Consider the following 16,257-nt stretch of genomic DNA (forward strand, 5'->3'; position numbering starts at 1 on the left):
ACCTGATCCAGGACGACGCCATCACTCACGACGGAAGGACCTCCGTGCCCAGCGAGTCGAACGCCGGACACCCGGCAGGCCGGCAACAGGGCGAGGTCGGACTACGCAAGCTGCTCGAAGCTAACCGCACGTTCGATGCCGACACCACTGTTCTGCCCGTCCAGCCGATCAGCAACCCCTCCGGTGACCGCTGGTCGGCCGCGCGCGCATCGCAGCCGCCGACCGGTTCGGGCAACCAGCAGCTGGCCAAGCGGATCGGCATCGCCGTCGGCGCCGCCTTCGCGGTCGGTACCGCCGCCTACCTGGCCGACCTGGCGCTGACCAGCGGCGAGGTGCCGCGCGGTGTCGTCGTCGCCGGGGTGGAGATCGGCGGCATGGACAAAGCGGGCGCCGACGCCCTGCTGCGCGCCGAACTCGACCCGAAGGCCGCGCAGGTGCTCCCGGTGCACATCGGCGATGTGGCCGACACCATGATCCCCGCCGAAGCCGGACTCCAGGTGGACTACGACGGCACCTGGACCGCGATCGGCGACCAGCCGCTCAACCCGGTACGCCGTCTGATCTCGCTGTTCGGCACCAGGGAGGTGCCGGTGGTGAGCACCGTCGACGCCGCGGCGCTCGACCGGCAGGTGGCCGAGTTCCAGACCCACGACGACCCGACCGTCGAGGGCACCGTGCGGTTCGAGAACGGTACGCCGGTCGCCGTACCGCCGGTGCCGGGCCGGGTGCTCGACACCGCCACCGCGCGCACCGTCATCACCGAGCGCTGGGCCGCGAGCAGCGAGCTGCACCTGCCGGTGGTCGCGGCGCCCGTCGCGGTCCGCACCGAGGCGGTGCAGGCGGCGCTGCGTGATATCGCCGCCCCCGCCGTCGCCGCGCCGGTCACGGTGACCGGGAAGGACGCGGAGGGCAAGGACGTCGCGGGCGTGCTCGCCCCGGAACAGATCGCGACCGTGCTCGGCTTCGTCCCGGACGGGAACGGTGGCCTCGCGCCGCGGATCGACAACGACGCTGCCATCGCCCTGCTCGCCCCGCAGCTGGCCGCCGCGGAGATCGAGCCGAAGGACGCCACCTTCGCCGTCGGCGCGGGCAAGCCGACCGTGGTGCCCGCCGTGGTCGGGAACAAGATCGACTGGCCCAAGACGCTGGAACAACTGCCCGCGCTGCTCACGCAGCAGGGCGACCGGACCGTCGAGGCCGTGTTCACCCGGGTGGAGCCCGAGCTCACCACCGAGGCGGCCGAGGGACTCGGCGTCAACGAGGTGGTCGGCGAGTTCACCACCGGTGGGTTCAGCGGGCCGTCCGGGGTGAACATCCGCACCGTCGCCGCCAAGGTGAACGGCGCGGTGGTGAAGCCGGGAGATACGTTCTCGCTCAACGGCTTCACCGGTCCGCGCACCGCCGCGGAGGGCTACGTCGAATCCGGCATCATCGACAAGGGCAGGCCGAGCACCGCGGTCGGCGGCGGCATCAGCCAGTTCGCCACCACCCTCTACAACGCCGCCTACTTCGCCGGCATGGAGGACGCGGGCCACACCGAGCACAGCTACTACATCTCGCGCTATCCCGCGGCGCGCGAGGCCACCGTGTTCGACGGCGCGATCGACCTGGCGTTCCGCAATACGTCCGCCAGCGGTATCTACATCGAGACCATCACGACCAGTTCGAACATCACGGTGCGGCTGTGGGGCACCAAGACCGTGAACGTGGAGTCGATCACCGGCGAGAAGTCGAAACCGACCGAGCCGGAGGAGATCACGCTGCCCGAGGGCCCCGACTGCATCGCCACCGAGGGCGCACCCGGCTTCACCATCTCCGACACGAGAGTCATCACCGATCTGACCGGCGCGCAGGTGTCGCGCCACACCAGGACCGTCAAGTACGACCCGATCCCGGTGGTGAAGTGCGAGTGAGGATTTCCTAGCAGTCGCAGCCGCAGCAGCCGTCCTCGCCGCAGCAGCTGCAGCAGTCACCGCAACTGCCGCAGTCGCAGCCGCAACGCTGTGCCCAGGACGGCTTGCGCTCGCCGGTGCACGGGTTGGTGTGCTCGGCGCAGCAGGCGACGCCGGTGCAGTAGACGCCGAGCACGAGCCCGCCCGCCTGCAGCGGACCTGGCCTGGTCGGCCGCCGCGACGGACGCGAAGTGCGCTGGGCGACAGGCGAAGTGCGGCATGCGCGCCCGACCGCGAAGCCGAGACCGTGCCCGATGCGGTGCAACAGGGCGGTCAGCGGGTCGAGCAGGGCCCAGCGGACCGCGGGCAGCCGGTCGAGTTCGGCCGCCTTCGCCGCGTACCGGATCTTGGATTCGCTCTCGCGCAACAGGTCGAAGGCGCGCGGCAGCGTGGTCCCGGTGGCGTCGAGCGGATTGAAGCGGCCGCGCTCGCGGTCGCGGTCGAGGTCTTCGACGGCGTCGGCCAGGTGCGCGATCCGGCCGATCTGGCTGCCGATTTCCCGCAGTGCCGCAACGTTTTCCGGGCGACCGGCCAGGACGGCGGTGTGACCGAACAGGGTCGCGGCGCAGAGCTGGCTCGGGGCGGTCAGGTTGTCGAGTGTCACCGAGGTGCGATCCGTGGCTGGAAGCGCCGGGGGCCGAACCACCGAGGACACCGGCCTCGGATGGCCCGCCGGCGCCATCGCCCCCGCGCCGACCGTGTCGGCGGTCGTCCCGGTGGCGGGCATCGGGGCGGATCTTGCACTCGGGCCGAGCGTCCTGGCCTCGATCTCCGCCTGACTCGCGATGGCGGTGCGCAAGGGACCGATGTCGAGTCCGATGCGGTCGGCCTGCGCCTGCGCGGCGGCCGACCAGCGCCCGGCTAGCCCGCGCATCGGCCTGCGCGCGAATCGCCCTGCGTCGCCGTCGTCGACGTGATCGCCGACCGCGGCCGCGCCGAGCAGCAGCGATGCCGTCGCGGCGAGCTGGATGCCCGGAGCGTCCCCCGCGACCACCGTTGCGCGCCGCATGCCGCGCAGTGGGCACGGGCCTGCGGCCGTGCGCGAGCCGGTCGCGCCGGACTGGGCTTCGGTGAGCACGCTGAGAACGATCGCGTCGGTATTTGTCGCCGCGCGGGCCAGCTGACCGTGCCCGTCACGCAGGCCGAGACACAGCCCGCACATGTGCGCCTGCCACTGCCCCGGATCGATGCCGTACTTCGCCGCACCGTGCGCACACGGCCTCAACACACCGAACACTGCCACCCCGTCTGCCGTGCGAGATCCAACGGTGCAGCTTCGCACCTGGGGCAGAGCTCGGCAACAGCTGGCGGGCTACTCGGTCTTCTTGCGACCGGCCAGACCACGCCAGGCCAGGTCGTCGAGCAGATCGACGGCCTCGGCCACCTCGATCCGGCCGCCCGCGACCCGGTCGGCGATCGCCTCGCCTGCCCCGATCACCGCGGCCGCGACCACCTCGAAATTGGTGCCTGGATCGGCGTGCTTGGCGCTGGATTCCAGCAGCTTCGCGGTGAGCTCGATGACCCGCTCGCGCGCGTTGTCGATTTCCGAGGCGAACGCTTGCTGCCCGATTGCCTGCCGGTAGAGCACCTGCCAGGACTGCCGGTTGCGGTCGACGAAATCGAGGAACCCCTCGAGGGCGGTGCGGACCTGCTCGTGCGGGGTGAGCTGTGGATTGCCCGCGGGCGCCACGGCTTCGATGAACCGCAGGCCCTCGCGCTGGATGCACGCGCGGAACAGCTCGTCCTTCGAGCCGTAATACAGGTAGAGCATGGGCTTGGAGATCTTGGCCTCGGCCGCGATGGCGTCCATGGACGTATCGTGGAAGCCCTTGCGTGCGAACACCTCGACCGCGGCATCGAGCATCTGTTGCTCACGAACCGCCCGGGGAAGTCGCTTCGTTCCGCCCGCCATCCACTCTCCTACCGCAGGGTGAAACACCTATCTTACTCCAAGGTAAGTTCACCCGTACCCATTTGCCGCGGAGTCGCCGGACGACCTCAGCAGCCCAGCGGCACGCCCTTGTAGCGCGCCATCCGCAGAACCGAGGCATCGACCCGGTCGGCGGGCAGTTTGCCACCAGCCACCGACTGTTCCAAACGGTCGAGCACCTGCGGCACCGCGTCGGTGCTGATCCACAGGGCATTGTCGGCGCCTGCGACGAGCGCGGCCTCGACCGCCTCGGCGATGGACATCCGGGCCGTGATGGCGGCCATACCACCCAGATCGTCGGTGAAGATCGGACCGTCGAACGGCGGTGCGCCGTAGCCGGTGCCCTCGCGCAGCAACGTCATCGCGGCGGGGCTGATGCTGGCGGGGGTGTCGGGTTCGGTCAGGCCGGGCACGTCGAGGTGACCGACCATCACCGCGGCACCCGAGTTCACCAGGTTGCGGAACGGGACGAGGTCGGAGTCCTGCAGTTCCGACAGCGAGGGCGTGCGGACCGCGCCGGTGTGCGAATCGCCGGAGCCGGAGCCGTGACCGGGGAAATGCTTGATCACCGAGCCGAGCCCGACCTCGTTGGACGCGCGGATGTAGGCGTCGGCGTAGGTGGTGACGACCTGCGGATCGTCGCTGTAGGAGCGGTCGCCGATCACGCTGTTGGCGGGCTGGCTGCTCACATCGGTGTCCGGCGCGAAGTCGACGGTGATGCCGAGGTCCTTCAGCGCCTGCGAGCGAGTGAGCGTGTTCTGGTAGTGCTCCTCCGGCGTCTGGGTCTGGGCGACCACCCGGGCCGACGGCGCGGCGCCGATCAGGTTCTTCGCCCGCGAGACCCGGCCGCCCTCTTCGTCGATGGTGACCATCAACGGCGCCTTGGCCAGCGCCTGCACCCCATCCAGCGCGGCCTTGTTCATCAGGGCCGGATCGGTCCAGCTGCCGATGAAGATGCCACCGACCTGTTCGGTGCTCACCACATTCGACGCGTCCGCCGCGCCGGTGATGCCGACGGTCAGCAGTTGGGCCAGCTTCTCGCGCTGCGTGAATCGCGCGAGATAGTCCGCGCCGCACGGGCTTTGGACCGGCGTGGCGGTGGCGGGCGAACCCGGCTCGCCGGACGCCGACGCGGGCACACCGGTGCCGCTCGCCGCGGGCGTCGGCTCGGTGGACGAGCCACCCGAGCAGGCCGTGGCGACGGCTGCCAGGACTGCGAACACGACCACAGGCGATTTCCGCATGCGCTCCACGGTAGCCCGATCCCGCGGCGAACCGCCGCACGGATACCGATTGGAACCGCTCGCGCGCGGGTAATCTGTGCAGCACAGACGCTGTACCAGCGCAGGAGGTCGTCATGGCTTGCGATCGGATGCTCATCGCCTACGACGGTTCCGAACATGCCAAACGCGCCATCGAGTACGCGGGTCGTTTCCTCACCGCCGAGCGCGCCATCCTGCTCACCGCCTGGGAGCCGATGGTGCGTCAGGCCGCCCGCATCTCCGGGCTGGCCGGGGTGATGCAACCGGAATGGGTGCCCGACGAGGAGATCGAGGACATCGCCTACACCGATGCCCGCCGGATCAACGCCGAGGGCGCGCACCTGGCCCACCTGGCAGGCATCACCACCGAGGCGCGCACCGTCGAGTGCACGACGACGATCTGGAACGCGATCGTCGACACCGCCGACGAGCTCGACGTAGACATCATCGTCGCGGGCACCCGCGGGGCGAGCGGACTGCGCGCGCTGCTGCACAGCAGTGTCGCCGAGGCGGTGCTCAAGCACGGACACCGGCCGGTCTTCCTGGTGCCGCCCGACCACTGAGAGTTCGATCGCTGTCCGGCCGCGCTCGCCCGTCGCGGCGCTATGGTCGAGACATGGAACGGACCGCCCGCTCGACGTCGAGATCGCGCTTCACCAGCGCCGGAGCCGTGTCCGGCGCGACGACCGCGCGCCGGCTGAGACGATCCGGGCCGGAACGCCCCGGCCCCGCGGTGTCCCCCGGTACCGGACGGGCGGTCGTGGCGAGGTGAACCGTTTCCTGCTCGCCCGCCCCGACTCGGTCCTGCGCGCCACCGGTGAACGCACGAGGTTCCCCGACCCGGAGCAGGCGGTCGCCGCGTTGCGCAAACGGCGGTCCGGCGCGGGTGCCGGGCCGCGACTGGTGGTCGGCGCGCTGCCGTTCGACCCGACCGAACCCGCCGCGCTCTGGCAGCCGGAGACCGCGCTGCACACGGCAGGTCCGTGGCGGCCCGCCGCGCTACCCCCGTTACCCGACGTGCGGGTGATCGCGCAGGTGCCGAGCCCGGCGGATCATCTGGCTCGAGTCGAAAAACTGGTGCGCACGCTCGGTGAACCCGGCGCCGACCTGCGCAAGGTGGTCGCGGCGCGGACGATGCTGATCGAGGCCGACGCGGTGCTGGAACCGGAAGTGGTGGCCGGTCAGCTGCTGACCAGGTATCCGGGCGCGAACGTGTACGCGGTCGACCTGACCGCGGCGGGCAGGCCGGGCGAGACGCTGCTCGGCGCGACCCCCGAGGTACTCCTCGCGCGGCACGGCGCCCGCGTGAGCCTGCATCCGCTGGCGGGCACGCTGCCCCGGCTCGCCGATCCGGCCGCCGATGCCGAGCAGGCAAGGCAGCTGCTCGCCAGCGGCAAGAATCACGACGAACACCGCTACGTCGTCGAGTGGATCCGGGAGCGGCTCACCCCGGAGTGCGCCGAACTACACATCCCCGCCGTCCCCGAACTGCTGAGCACCGAGCAGGTCTGGCACCTGGCCACCCCGATCCACGGCGTACTGCGCGACCCGGCGCGCACCGCGCTCGAGCTGGCGCTGCTGCTGCATCCGACGCCCGCCGTGAACGGCACGCCGTTCGCCGCCGCGCTCGCCGCCATCACCGCCGACGAACCGCGCCGCGGCTTCTACGGCGGCGCTGTCGGCTGGTGCGCCGAGGACGGCGACGGCGAATGGGTGGTCGCCATCCGGGGCGCCGAGCTCGCCGCCGACCGGCGCACGCTGCGGGCCAGCGCCGGTGGCGGCCTCGTCGCCGCCTCGGAACCCGAGGCCGAACTGGCCGAGACCACGGCCAAGTTCCGCACCCTGCTCGGCGCGCTGGGATGCCACGTCCCCGAAGACTGACCAACGGGGGCGGACCTGCTAGGTTGACCGGAGTACCACCCGACGTCGAGCGGAATTGGAGTGCGCGATGAAGTTTGCTGTTCCGGCTGTTGCCAGCGCGGTCGGCGGCGCCCTGCTGAGCGCCATCGCCGTCTTCGCGATCACGGCCGCGGTACAGCAGAACACTGCGCCCTCGATCGACCGCAGCGGTGACAAGGATTCCTCGCTGCTCAACGCTCCTGAATACGGCAGCCGCTGAGTCGCGGGGCCGCGCGGCTCCCCTGGGTTGGCGCTGGTTCGTCGGCTCGGTTCTCGCCGCTTTCGTCCTGACCTTCGCGCAGGCCCCCGGCCTGACCGTCGCGGACACCAAGTACGACCTCGCCGAGAATCCGCTCGGCTTTCTCGCGCGCGCCGCACACCTGTGGAGCAGTCAGGCCCCGATGGGCCAGGTGCAGAATCAGGCCTACGGCTACTTCTTCCCGCACGGCGCGTTCTTCTCCGCCGGTGACCTCCTGCACATCCCCGCCTGGGTGACCCAGCGCGTCTGGTGGGCGCTGCTGCTGCTCGCCGGGTTCTGGGGTGTGGTGAAGCTGTGCGAGACGCTGGGGATCGGCGCGCGCGGATCACGGGTGATCGCCGGCATCGCCTTCGCGCTGTCGCCGCGGGTACTCACCACGCTCGGTTCGATCTCCTCGGAGACGCTGCCGATGATGCTGGCGCCGTGGGTACTGCTCGCCCCTGCCGCGCTCGGGATGACGTTGCGGCGCGGTTCGAATGACGTTGCGGCGCAATCGGATACTGTCCGCCGTGGCGGCGCGCGTTCCCCCGCGGGCAGCGCGCTGGCCCTGGCGCTGATGGGGTCGGTGAACGCCGTCGCGACCGTGGCCGCCTTCCTGCCCGCCGCGCTGTGGTGGGCCTCGTACCGGCCCAACCGGCGGTGGTGGCGGTTCACCGCGGCCTGGATTCCGCTGCTGGTACTCGCCACCTTCTGGTGGGTGGTGCCGCTGCTGCTGCTCGGCCGGGTGAGCCCGCCGTTCCTGGACTACATCGAGTCGTCTGGTGTGACCACGCAGTGGGCTTCGCTGGCCGAAGTGCTGCGCGGCACCGACAGCTGGACACCCTTCGTCTCCCCCGAGCGGATCGCGGGCGCGGTGCTGGTGACCCAGCCCGCCGCGGTGCTCGCCACCGGGCTGCTCGCGGCCGCCGGTATGGCCGGGCTGGCGAGATCGTCGATGCCGTACCGCGGGCGGTTCACGCTGATCCTGTGTGTCGGGCTGGCCGGCATCTGCGCCGGGTACGTCGGCACGCTCGGCGGCCCTTTCGCCGACGCGGTGCGGGTGTTCCTGGATTCTGGTGGCGCGCCGCTGCGCAACGTGCACAAGCTCGAGCCGCTGATCCGCCTGCCGCTGGTGGTCGGCCTCGCCCATCTGCTCGGGCGGGTGGCGTTGCCGGCCTCGGTACCGATGCGCCAGTGGCGCGACGCCTTCGCCCATCCCGAACGGGATCGGCTCGTCGCCGTCGCCGCGCTGATCCTGGCCGCGCTCACGCTGGCCACCTCGCTGGCATGGACCGGCAGGCTCGCCCCGCGCGGCGCCTACGACCGGGTGCCCGCGTACTGGACCGATACCGCCGACTGGCTGGCCGACAACGCCGCCGATACCCGCGCGCTCGTGGTGCCCGGCGCCCCGTTCGGCAGCCAGATCTGGGGACTCACCCGCGACGAACCGCTCCAAGCGCTGGCGAGCACGCCGTGGGCGGTGCGCGACGCGGTGCCGCTGAATCCGCCCGGCACCATCCGCGCGATGGATTCGGTGCAGCGGCTGATCGCCGACGGCAGGCCGTCGGCCGGACTCGCCGCGACCCTCGCCGACCAGGGCATCGGGGTGCTGGTCCTGCGCAACGACCTCGACCAGGAGACCTCGAGATCCACCCGGCCGATGCTGGCGCATCGGGCGATCGAGGGTTCGCCGGGACTGACCAAGGTGGCCGAGTTCGGCGCGCTGATCGGACCGAAGGCCGCCGACGCCGGGCTGGTGGTCGACAACGATCTGCAACCGTCGTATCCGGCGATCGAGATCTACCGGGTCGAGGTGCCGCCACCCGGAACACCGGTCGAGGTGCGGTCCGGCACCGGCGCACCCCCGGAATTCCCCGGCGCGTACACGGTTCCGCTCGACGCGGTGCCGGTCGTGCACGGCGGCCCAGAAGTGCTCGAGCGCGTCCGGCGCGGCACCGCGGACCCCGCCGTCCCGATGCTGCTCACCGCCGACGCCGCGCGTGCCGGACTACCGGCGGAGCCGATGCTGGTGACCGACACGCCGATGGACCGGGAAACCGACTTCGGCCGGGTCGACAACCACAATTCGGCGGTGCGCGCCGCCGACGACGCGCGGCGCACCCACAATCTGGTGCCCGACTACCCGGTCGACGGCATTCCGCTGGTGCGCGGGGAATGGTCGGGCGCGAAGGTGACCGCGTCGAGTTCGGCCGCCGACGCCACCCAGATCGGTGGCAGCGCGCCTGGCAGTTCCACCGCCGCCGCTGTCGACGGCGATCCGAGCACGGCGTGGATCAGCAACGGTGCCGAATCCGCACTCGGACAGTGGCTCCGGCTCGATCTGGACCAGCCGATCAGCACCGGTTCGCTGCGCTTCACCACCACCGCGGCCGCGCTCGGCGACCCGGTGAAGTGGGTCGAGGTGCGTACCGCGCGCGGCACAGTGTCGGTGCGAATCACCAGACCCGGTGCGCCCGTGAGCGTCCCGCTCCCCGCGGGCAGTACCGACTGGGTGCAGATCACCGCCGCCCGTACCGAAACCGGTACCCGCGGTGGCCAATTCGGGATCAGCGAACTCACCCTCGACGACTACACCGTGCGCGACGCGCCGATCCGGGTCGATATCCGGCATCGCGTGGTGCTGCCCGATCTCCCGGCGGGGACCACAATCACCGGGTGGGACCTCGGCCAGGAATTCCCCGGTCGCAGCGCCTGTTTCGACGGACCGCTCCGGGTGCACTGCAGCAAGGGGCTCGGGCTGCCCGCCGAGGAACCCGGAGTGTTCGGCCGCACGCTCGCGGTGCCGGAACCGCTCACCGTCGCCACCGACCTGACCGTCCGCACCAGACCGGGACCGGCGCTGGAAGCCCTGCTCACCGACCACGCAAGGCCGGTGGCGCGCGGCAACGCCGATGTCGCCGATCTGCGCGGTGCCGCCTTCGCCGCCACCGACGGCGACCCGAGGACGACATGGACCGCGCCGGAATCGACCGTCCGCGAGCTGGCGGGCGCCAAACCGACGCTGGTACTGGAACTTCCGGAACCAGCGGAGGTCAACGGGCTCGACCTCACCACCGCGCTCGGCGGCCTGCCCGCGACCGCTACCTCGGTGGCGGTCGATCTCGGCAACGGACCGCAGGTACGCGAGCTGCCCGAACGCGAGCACGGCGAACCCGCCCGGATCTCCCTGCGCCCCACCGTCACCGACCGCATCGAGCTCAGCATCCTGACCTGGAACGAGGTGCTCGACCGCACCGCGCTCGGCTTCGTGCTCACCCAGCCCGCCGGACTCGCCGAGGTGGAAGTGCTCGGACCGGAGTATCCGGCGCCGGCGCCCGGCGACCGGCTCGTCACCATCGGTTGCGCGGACGGCCCGGTGATCGCCGTCGGTGGGCGCACCGTGCACACCACGGTCACCGCCACGGTCGACGAACTCCGCTCGGGCGCACCGGTTTCCGCGCGGGCCTGCACCGAGGACACGGCCGATGTCGAGCTGCTGCCCGGCCATCCCGACCTCACCGTGGCGCCCACCGAACTGTTCACCGTCGACCGGCTGCGACTCGTCCGCACCGATCCGGTCGCGCCGGCTCCCGCCAGCCCGGATACCGAGCTGCTGGTCCTGCCGCTGAGCACCAATGTCGGCTGGCAGGCGCACACCGGCGACGGGCGGGAATTGACGCCGGTCGTGGTCGGCGGCTGGCAGCAGGGCTGGCTGGTGCCAGCCGGTTCGACCGGGGACATCACCGTGTCGTTCCCCGCCGACCGCTGGTACCGGCTGGCGATCTTCGGCGGTCTGCTGCTGCTGATCCCGCTGGTACTACTGGCGATTCCGCGGCGGGGCCCGATCCGTCAGGTCGGCCCGGCACCTGGGACCTGGGGCGCGCGGTGGACCGGCGCCGTCGGCCTGACCGGGGTGGTCACGGTGGTGGCCGGACCGATCGGAGCGGCGCTCACGCTGATCACGCTGGGGTGCAGCCACTTCCGCTCGGCACTCACGGCGCGGGTGCTGCCGTACGTGGCCGGACTCGGGACCATGCTGTCGGCGGCCGCGCTGTCGACGGGGCCCTGGCGATCCGGGACACCGTATATGGGCGGCTCGATCTGGGCGCAGGCGCCGGCCGTCATCGCGGTCGTCGCCGTCGGCGTCGCGGCCCTGCCGCCCCGTCGGCGCTGACTCGTCGGTGGTCGAGCCGTCGCGACCCCTTCACCGTCCGGCGCCGGTCCCGCGCCGGCCACACACTTTCCGTCGAACTCGCGCGAATCACGACAACAATCGAGATAAGTGGACGCGCAGCGCGGCGCGGATCACCGAGCCGCGCCGACCCCCCGTTCGGCGGCGGCTTTGTCCCACCGCCGGGCCAGCTTGCGAGCTGGTTCCTCGATCAGCGCGAAGCTCGCGGCCGCGAGCGGCATCGTCAGGCCGACGGTCAGTACCAGGACATAGAGGAACCGGCCGCTGAACGGGAGCACGCTGAACACCGGGAAGACCATGGTGAGCACCACCAGATGCCAGAGGAAGATGCCGTAGGACCAGCGGCCGAGCGTGGCGGCGGTCGGCGACTCCAGCCAGCGGTGTGGCGCGGCGTCGGCTGGACGCAGCACCAGCGGGGCGAGCAGGCCGAAGCCCATGATCATGCCGAGCAGCATCTTCATCGCGTACTGCCACGGCTCGGCACGCTCCAGCCCGGCCGGCCCACCGAACTCGGTCGCCGAGACGAGGAAGGCCAGCAGGGCCACCGCCCACATCAGCGGCTGCGAGGAACACAGCCGGACCCACCACATCCCGGCACGGCCCTGATAGATCAGCTCGGCGAGCACCATGCCCGCGGCGAACCACGGCAGATATCCGGGTAGCCAGTTGTCGGAGTGGATCGCGTCCGGGGTCGGCACCGGCCACAGATTCCAGGTCAGGCTGACCACGATCAGCCCGCCGAGCGCGGGTACCCGCCACCGTGCCAGGGGACCGCGCAACCACATCACCGTCACCGCGAGCAGCGGCAACACCAGGTAGAAGGCCATCTCCACCGACAGGCTCCACATCTGGGTGAGCCCCTCGGTGAGTGTCAGCGGCACGAAGACCTGCAACAACAGCAGATTCGACACCCATACCCGCAGGTTCGCGGTCTGCGCCGCGCCGGGCAGCAGCACCAGTACGAACACCACCACCGCCCAGTACGCGGGCATGATCCGCAGCAGCCGGTGCCGCAGGTAGCGCCGGGCCGACGGCGCGGTACCCAGCCCGCGCGCGGCCGCCGCGTGCGGGCGCCACAGCAGGAATCCCGACAGCGCGAAGAACACGGCGACGGCCATATCGAAGCGTTCCAGGATCGGGCCGAGCACCGGAACGTCACCGGTGCCGGTCTGGAACGCGACATGGGTGACCACGACGCCGAGTGCCGCCATCCCGCGCATGCCTTCCAGGGCCGGGATGAAGGCGCGCGGCGGCGAAACGGGGGCGGTCACGGTCGTCATCACGGTCCAGTTTGCCCTGTCGGCGATTTCCGGGGCGCAGCACGGCCCTACGCGCGGTCGGGCTGTTAGTGTCGGGTCTCACGAGGGCCTAGGGTGCAATACCAGACCACCGCAAGGATCCGGGTTCGAACGACGAGGAGAGTTTGCATGGCACTGAGTGCCGGTACCAGAAGGACGGTTGCCTGCGTGCTCGTGGGTCTGGGCGCGGCATTACTCGTCGCCGCGCTGATGATCCCCACCTACACCGTGAGCAAGGTGGCCAAGACTCCGCTCGACCTCGAGATCACCACCATCGCGCAGAATCAGCCGGGCGAGGACAGCCTCGTGCTCGATTCCAAGTCGCTCACCACCGGTGACGGTCCCGCCGTCGTGAACACCGACGTGCCGCTGATCTCGCAGCGCTTCCTCACCGTCGAAGAGCCCTCCGACGCCGACCAGATGACGGTGCAGGCCGGTTCGACCCTGCGCCGCACCGATGTCCAGGGCGACACCGGGCTGCTCACCGCCAATGTCGACCGGGTCACCATCGACCGCGTCGACGGCATGCCGGTGGACACCGAGCCGAACGGGTCGATCGCCGTCACGGTGAACCAGGAGGGCGGCAGCGTGATGGAGCCGGTGCAGCACACCGGCCTCGGCTACCGCTTCCCGATCGGCACCGAGAAGAAGACCTACCCCTACTTCGACATCAATGTGCGCAAGGCGTTCGACGCCAAGTTCATCGAAGAGACCGAGATCAACAGCACCAAGGTCTATCACTTCCAGATGACGGTGCCGGTCACCAGCACCTGGGACGTCGTGCAGTCGCCCACCAACCGGCTCACCCTGCCCGCGGGCAAGTGGGGCGTCACCGACGTGCCCGCCGACGAACCGGTCACCATGACCAGGTACTACACCAATGTGCGTGACCTGTGGATCGAGCCGCAGACGGGCACCGTGGTCAAGGGCGGTGAGTCGATCCACCTGTTCTACGCCCGTGCGGCCGACAAGCCGGAGGTGACCGCGCTCAAGTCGCACATCGTGTTCAACGAGGAGACCGTCGAATCGCAGCTCGCAGTGGCCAAGGAGAACATCGACAAGCTGTCGCTGTTCGGCCGTATCGTGCCGATCGTGCTCGGTGTGCTCGGTGTGCTCGCGCTGATCGCCGGGCTGTTCCTCGGCCTGCGCGGCGGGAGCAGCTCCGCGCATGCGGGCCCGCGCGGCAACCGTCCGACCCCGGCTCCGGCGGCGGCCCCGAACGATGCCGGGTCGAGCTGGGGCGGCGACGACGCGCCGACCACCCAGTTCACCCGCGGTGACTACGACGCTCCGACCGAGCAGATCGACATCGAGAAACGTCCCTGACCGTAGGAGACACCAACGGCCCCGGTCATGCGACCGGGGCCGTTCGATGTTTCAGGCCTGGTAGAGCATCCACGCTCGGCCGATATCGCGGTTGATACTCTCGAGAAGTGCCGCGCACCAAGGAATTCGACCCCGAGGTGGTGCTCGACCGCGCGCTCGACCTGTTCTGGCAGCGCGGGTACGAGTCCACCTCGATCGCCGATCTGATCGAGCATCTCGGCATCGCCAGAGCCTGCATCTACGCGACCTACGGAAACAAGCACGACCTGTTCACGCAGGCGCTGCGACGGCATCTGGAGATTGTCGACGCGCGGATCACCGGGGCACTGTCGCAACCAGGTCCGGCGCTGCCCGCGGTCAAGGCGCTGATCGAGCAGTTCGTCACGGATTCCTGCACCGAGAACCGGTTCCTCGGCTGCCTGGTCACGACGGCCGCGGTCGAGCTGGCCGCCCGCGATGCCGATGTCGCCCGGCTGGTCGAATCCAGCTGGGCCCGTACCGAAACCGCGTTCGCCGCCGCGCTCACCCGCGCCGAGGCGCAGGGCGAGCTCGGGCCTGCGGCCGACCCGTCCGCCATGGCACGGTTCCTGCTGGTGTTCCTGCAAGGGGTCTGGGTACTGGAGCGCGCGCCCGATTCCGCGGCCCGCCTCCGGGACGCGACGCGCGTCGCACTGGCCGCACTGGACTGAGTACTCCGGTATTTACGGGAGCACGGCACTCGGCACCGGGCGGGCGGCGGTCCGCAGCACCACCAGCGCGACGAGCACGGTGGTCACCGCGGCCACCGAGACCGCGGTGGCGATCAGGGTGCCTATCGAATCGGCGAGGGTGAGCATCGAGATCACCTCCACCGCGAGACCGATCCAGGTGACGGCGGCCAGCGCCGTGCGTTCGACGGCGATCGCCGACAGCAGCGCGCCCTGCAGCACCGCGAGGATCGCACCGTGCAGCGCGAACACCCACAGCAGGTTCTGGATCGGCGCGTAATCCTGACCGGCGAACAGCGGCGCGAGCGGGGCGGCGACCGCGGCACCGAGCACCGCGAAGACACCGAGCACCGACAGCACCGCGAGCGCGTCCCTGATCGCCCTGCTCGACTGCGCGACCTGCGCCATCCGCGGATACAGCACGACGCCGACCGCCTGCGGCAGCCAGAACGCGATCTTGGTCGCCACGGTGCCGAGGGAATACTGGCTGGCCGCGGTGTCGTCGAGGACGATCCGGACGACGATCAGATCCGCCGAGGACAGCGCCATGAGCGCCGCTTGGACCTGGACCGCGCGCAGCACCGGAAGGACACCGATCGCGGATCGGCCGGCACGCGCTCGGCCGGCGACCACCGACCGGAACGGCCGCCACCGTGCCCGGCGGTCAGGCACAGCCGCGACGTCGGAGGGCACAGCCGTGACGTCGGAGGGTCCGGCCGTCGACCCCCGCATCGAATCCGCTGTGTGCTCCCCCATCCGCTGGCGCGGGTCCGCTACCGAGCCGGATATCGAAGACGTGTCGCTCCCGGGCACAGTCCCGCCGCCGCTTGCCACGCTACCCAGCGCCGACCTGGCGATCCGGCCCGCGATGATCGCCGCGCAGATGATGCCCGCCGCCGCGGCGAACAGCGCCCCGGTGGCGCCCCCGCCCAGTGCCAGCGCGATCAGCGCGGGCGCGACCCGCGCCGTGCCCGCCAGCCCGAGGACAGCGGCCAGCGCGCGGAAGTGGTTGCTGCCCTGCAGAATTCCCTGCTCACCCGACAGGATCACCAGCGCGGGTGCCGCGCCGAGCGCCGCGGCCGCCGCCCACACACCCACATGCAGCACCGCGGCGACCACCGGCACCAGCACCACGGCGACGGCGGCGACCAGCGCCGCACACCGCCACTGCATGCCGCGGACCGCCCCGATCTCCGCGCCACGCACCACCTCGCGCGCCACCACGTTCTGCATGGCCAGCGCGGGCACGGCGCACAGCAGCTGCACCGCGAGCAGGCTCGCGAACTCGCTGAAACCCGCGACACCGAGCCAGCGACTGGCCAGCAGTTGCAGCAGGTACCCGGCGACGTTGGCGGTCATCGCGCCTGCCGTCACCCAGGTCAGGTCGGCGATGACGGGGGGGCGACGGACCGAGGACACGCCTCATCGTCGCACCTCGCCACCGCGGGCTTCA

The 16,257-nt window shown here is 70.9% G+C and carries 12 protein-coding genes; 7 read left to right on the plus strand and 5 right to left on the minus strand.

All coding sequences use genetic code 11. The annotated features are described in order from the left end of the window. Positions 1-44: 44 nt before the first annotated feature. Positions 45-1,913: a VanW family protein gene (locus ACFOW8_RS02160; protein WP_378544610.1), complete on the plus strand. Its 1,869-nt coding sequence runs from the start codon at positions 45-47 to the stop codon at positions 1,911-1,913. A gap of 7 nt (positions 1,914-1,920) precedes the next feature. On the opposite strand, the gene ACFOW8_RS02165 is transcribed toward ACFOW8_RS02160, so the two are convergent. From ACFOW8_RS02165 to ACFOW8_RS02175, 3 genes are all read right to left on the minus strand, one after another. Then, a complete protein-coding gene (locus ACFOW8_RS02165) occupies positions 1,921-3,189 on the minus strand; it encodes a DUF5685 family protein (RefSeq protein ID WP_378544613.1) in 1,269 nt (422 codons plus the stop codon). A gap of 75 nt (positions 3,190-3,264) precedes the next feature. Next, positions 3,265-3,864: a TetR/AcrR family transcriptional regulator gene (locus ACFOW8_RS02170; RefSeq protein ID WP_110037727.1), complete on the minus strand. Its 600-nt coding sequence runs from the start codon at positions 3,862-3,864 to the stop codon at positions 3,265-3,267. Between the two features lie 86 nt (positions 3,865-3,950). After that, on the minus strand, positions 3,951-5,126 hold the full coding sequence (locus ACFOW8_RS02175) for a glycoside hydrolase family 3 N-terminal domain-containing protein (protein WP_378544616.1): 1,176 nt from the start codon (positions 5,124-5,126) through the stop codon (positions 3,951-3,953). Positions 5,127-5,239: 113 nt separating this feature from the next. On the opposite strand from ACFOW8_RS02175, the gene ACFOW8_RS02180 reads away from it, so the two are divergent. The 4 genes from ACFOW8_RS02180 (at position 5,240) to ACFOW8_RS02195 (ending at position 11,455) form a co-directional block, all read left to right on the plus strand. Next, entirely contained in the window at positions 5,240-5,707 is a 468-nt protein-coding gene (locus ACFOW8_RS02180) for a universal stress protein (RefSeq protein ID WP_378544619.1), read from the plus strand. 205 nt (positions 5,708-5,912) lie between these two features. Beyond that, the gene (locus tag ACFOW8_RS02185; protein ID WP_378544622.1) at positions 5,913-7,025 is read left to right on the plus strand and encodes an isochorismate synthase; all 1,113 of its coding nucleotides are present in this window, start codon (positions 5,913-5,915) and stop codon (positions 7,023-7,025) included. A gap of 67 nt (positions 7,026-7,092) precedes the next feature. Beyond that, positions 7,093-7,263, plus strand: a complete 171-nt coding sequence (locus ACFOW8_RS02190) for a DUF2613 domain-containing protein (protein WP_022566695.1) — start codon at positions 7,093-7,095, stop codon at positions 7,261-7,263. After that, positions 7,223-11,455 (plus strand): alpha-(1->3)-arabinofuranosyltransferase, encoded by a 4,233-nt coding sequence (locus tag ACFOW8_RS02195; RefSeq protein ID WP_378548383.1) that lies wholly within the window; start codon positions 7,223-7,225, stop codon positions 11,453-11,455. The genes ACFOW8_RS02190 and ACFOW8_RS02195 overlap by 41 nt, the downstream gene beginning before the upstream one ends. 131 nt (positions 11,456-11,586) lie before the next feature. On the opposite strand, the gene ACFOW8_RS02200 is transcribed toward ACFOW8_RS02195, so the two are convergent. Continuing rightward, complete coding sequence (locus tag ACFOW8_RS02200) at positions 11,587-12,753, minus strand: acyltransferase family protein (protein ID WP_378544626.1); 1,167 nt, start codon at positions 12,751-12,753, stop codon at positions 11,587-11,589. Between the two features lie 147 nt (positions 12,754-12,900). Between ACFOW8_RS02200 and ACFOW8_RS02205 the strand changes: the two genes are divergently transcribed. Then, positions 12,901-14,097 carry a DUF3068 domain-containing protein gene (locus tag ACFOW8_RS02205; protein ID WP_378544628.1) on the plus strand — a complete coding sequence of 399 codons (1,197 nt, stop codon included), beginning with the start codon at positions 12,901-12,903 and terminating at the stop codon, positions 14,095-14,097. 107 nt (positions 14,098-14,204) lie between these two features. Further along, positions 14,205-14,786: a TetR/AcrR family transcriptional regulator gene (locus tag ACFOW8_RS02210; RefSeq protein WP_378544630.1), complete on the plus strand. Its 582-nt coding sequence runs from the start codon at positions 14,205-14,207 to the stop codon at positions 14,784-14,786. A gap of 12 nt (positions 14,787-14,798) precedes the next feature. On the opposite strand, the gene ACFOW8_RS02215 is transcribed toward ACFOW8_RS02210, so the two are convergent. Then, positions 14,799-16,223 carry a polysaccharide biosynthesis protein gene (locus tag ACFOW8_RS02215; protein WP_378544632.1) on the minus strand — a complete coding sequence of 475 codons (1,425 nt, stop codon included), beginning with the start codon at positions 16,221-16,223 and terminating at the stop codon, positions 14,799-14,801. Between the last annotated feature and the right edge of the window lie 34 nt (positions 16,224-16,257).

The sequence above is a fragment of the Nocardia rhizosphaerae genome (genome assembly GCF_042650365.1).
GTDB lineage: Bacteria > Actinomycetota > Actinomycetes > Mycobacteriales > Mycobacteriaceae > Nocardia > Nocardia rhizosphaerae.

Coding starts and splice junctions, on each gene's coding strand:
- ACFOW8_RS02175 (WP_378544616.1), bottom strand. CDS start 5,126: ATGCGGAAATCGCCTGTGGTCGTGTTCGCAGTCCTGGCAGCCGTCGCC.
- ACFOW8_RS02170 (WP_110037727.1), bottom strand. CDS start 3,864: ATGGCGGGCGGAACGAAGCGACTTCCCCGGGCGGTTCGTGAGCAACAG.
- ACFOW8_RS02200 (WP_378544626.1), bottom strand. CDS start 12,753: ATGACGACCGTGACCGCCCCCGTTTCGCCGCCGCGCGCCTTCATCCCG.
- ACFOW8_RS02205 (WP_378544628.1), top strand. CDS start 12,901: ATGGCACTGAGTGCCGGTACCAGAAGGACGGTTGCCTGCGTGCTCGTG.
- ACFOW8_RS02190 (WP_022566695.1), top strand. CDS start 7,093: ATGAAGTTTGCTGTTCCGGCTGTTGCCAGCGCGGTCGGCGGCGCCCTG.
- ACFOW8_RS02180 (WP_378544619.1), top strand. CDS start 5,240: ATGGCTTGCGATCGGATGCTCATCGCCTACGACGGTTCCGAACATGCC.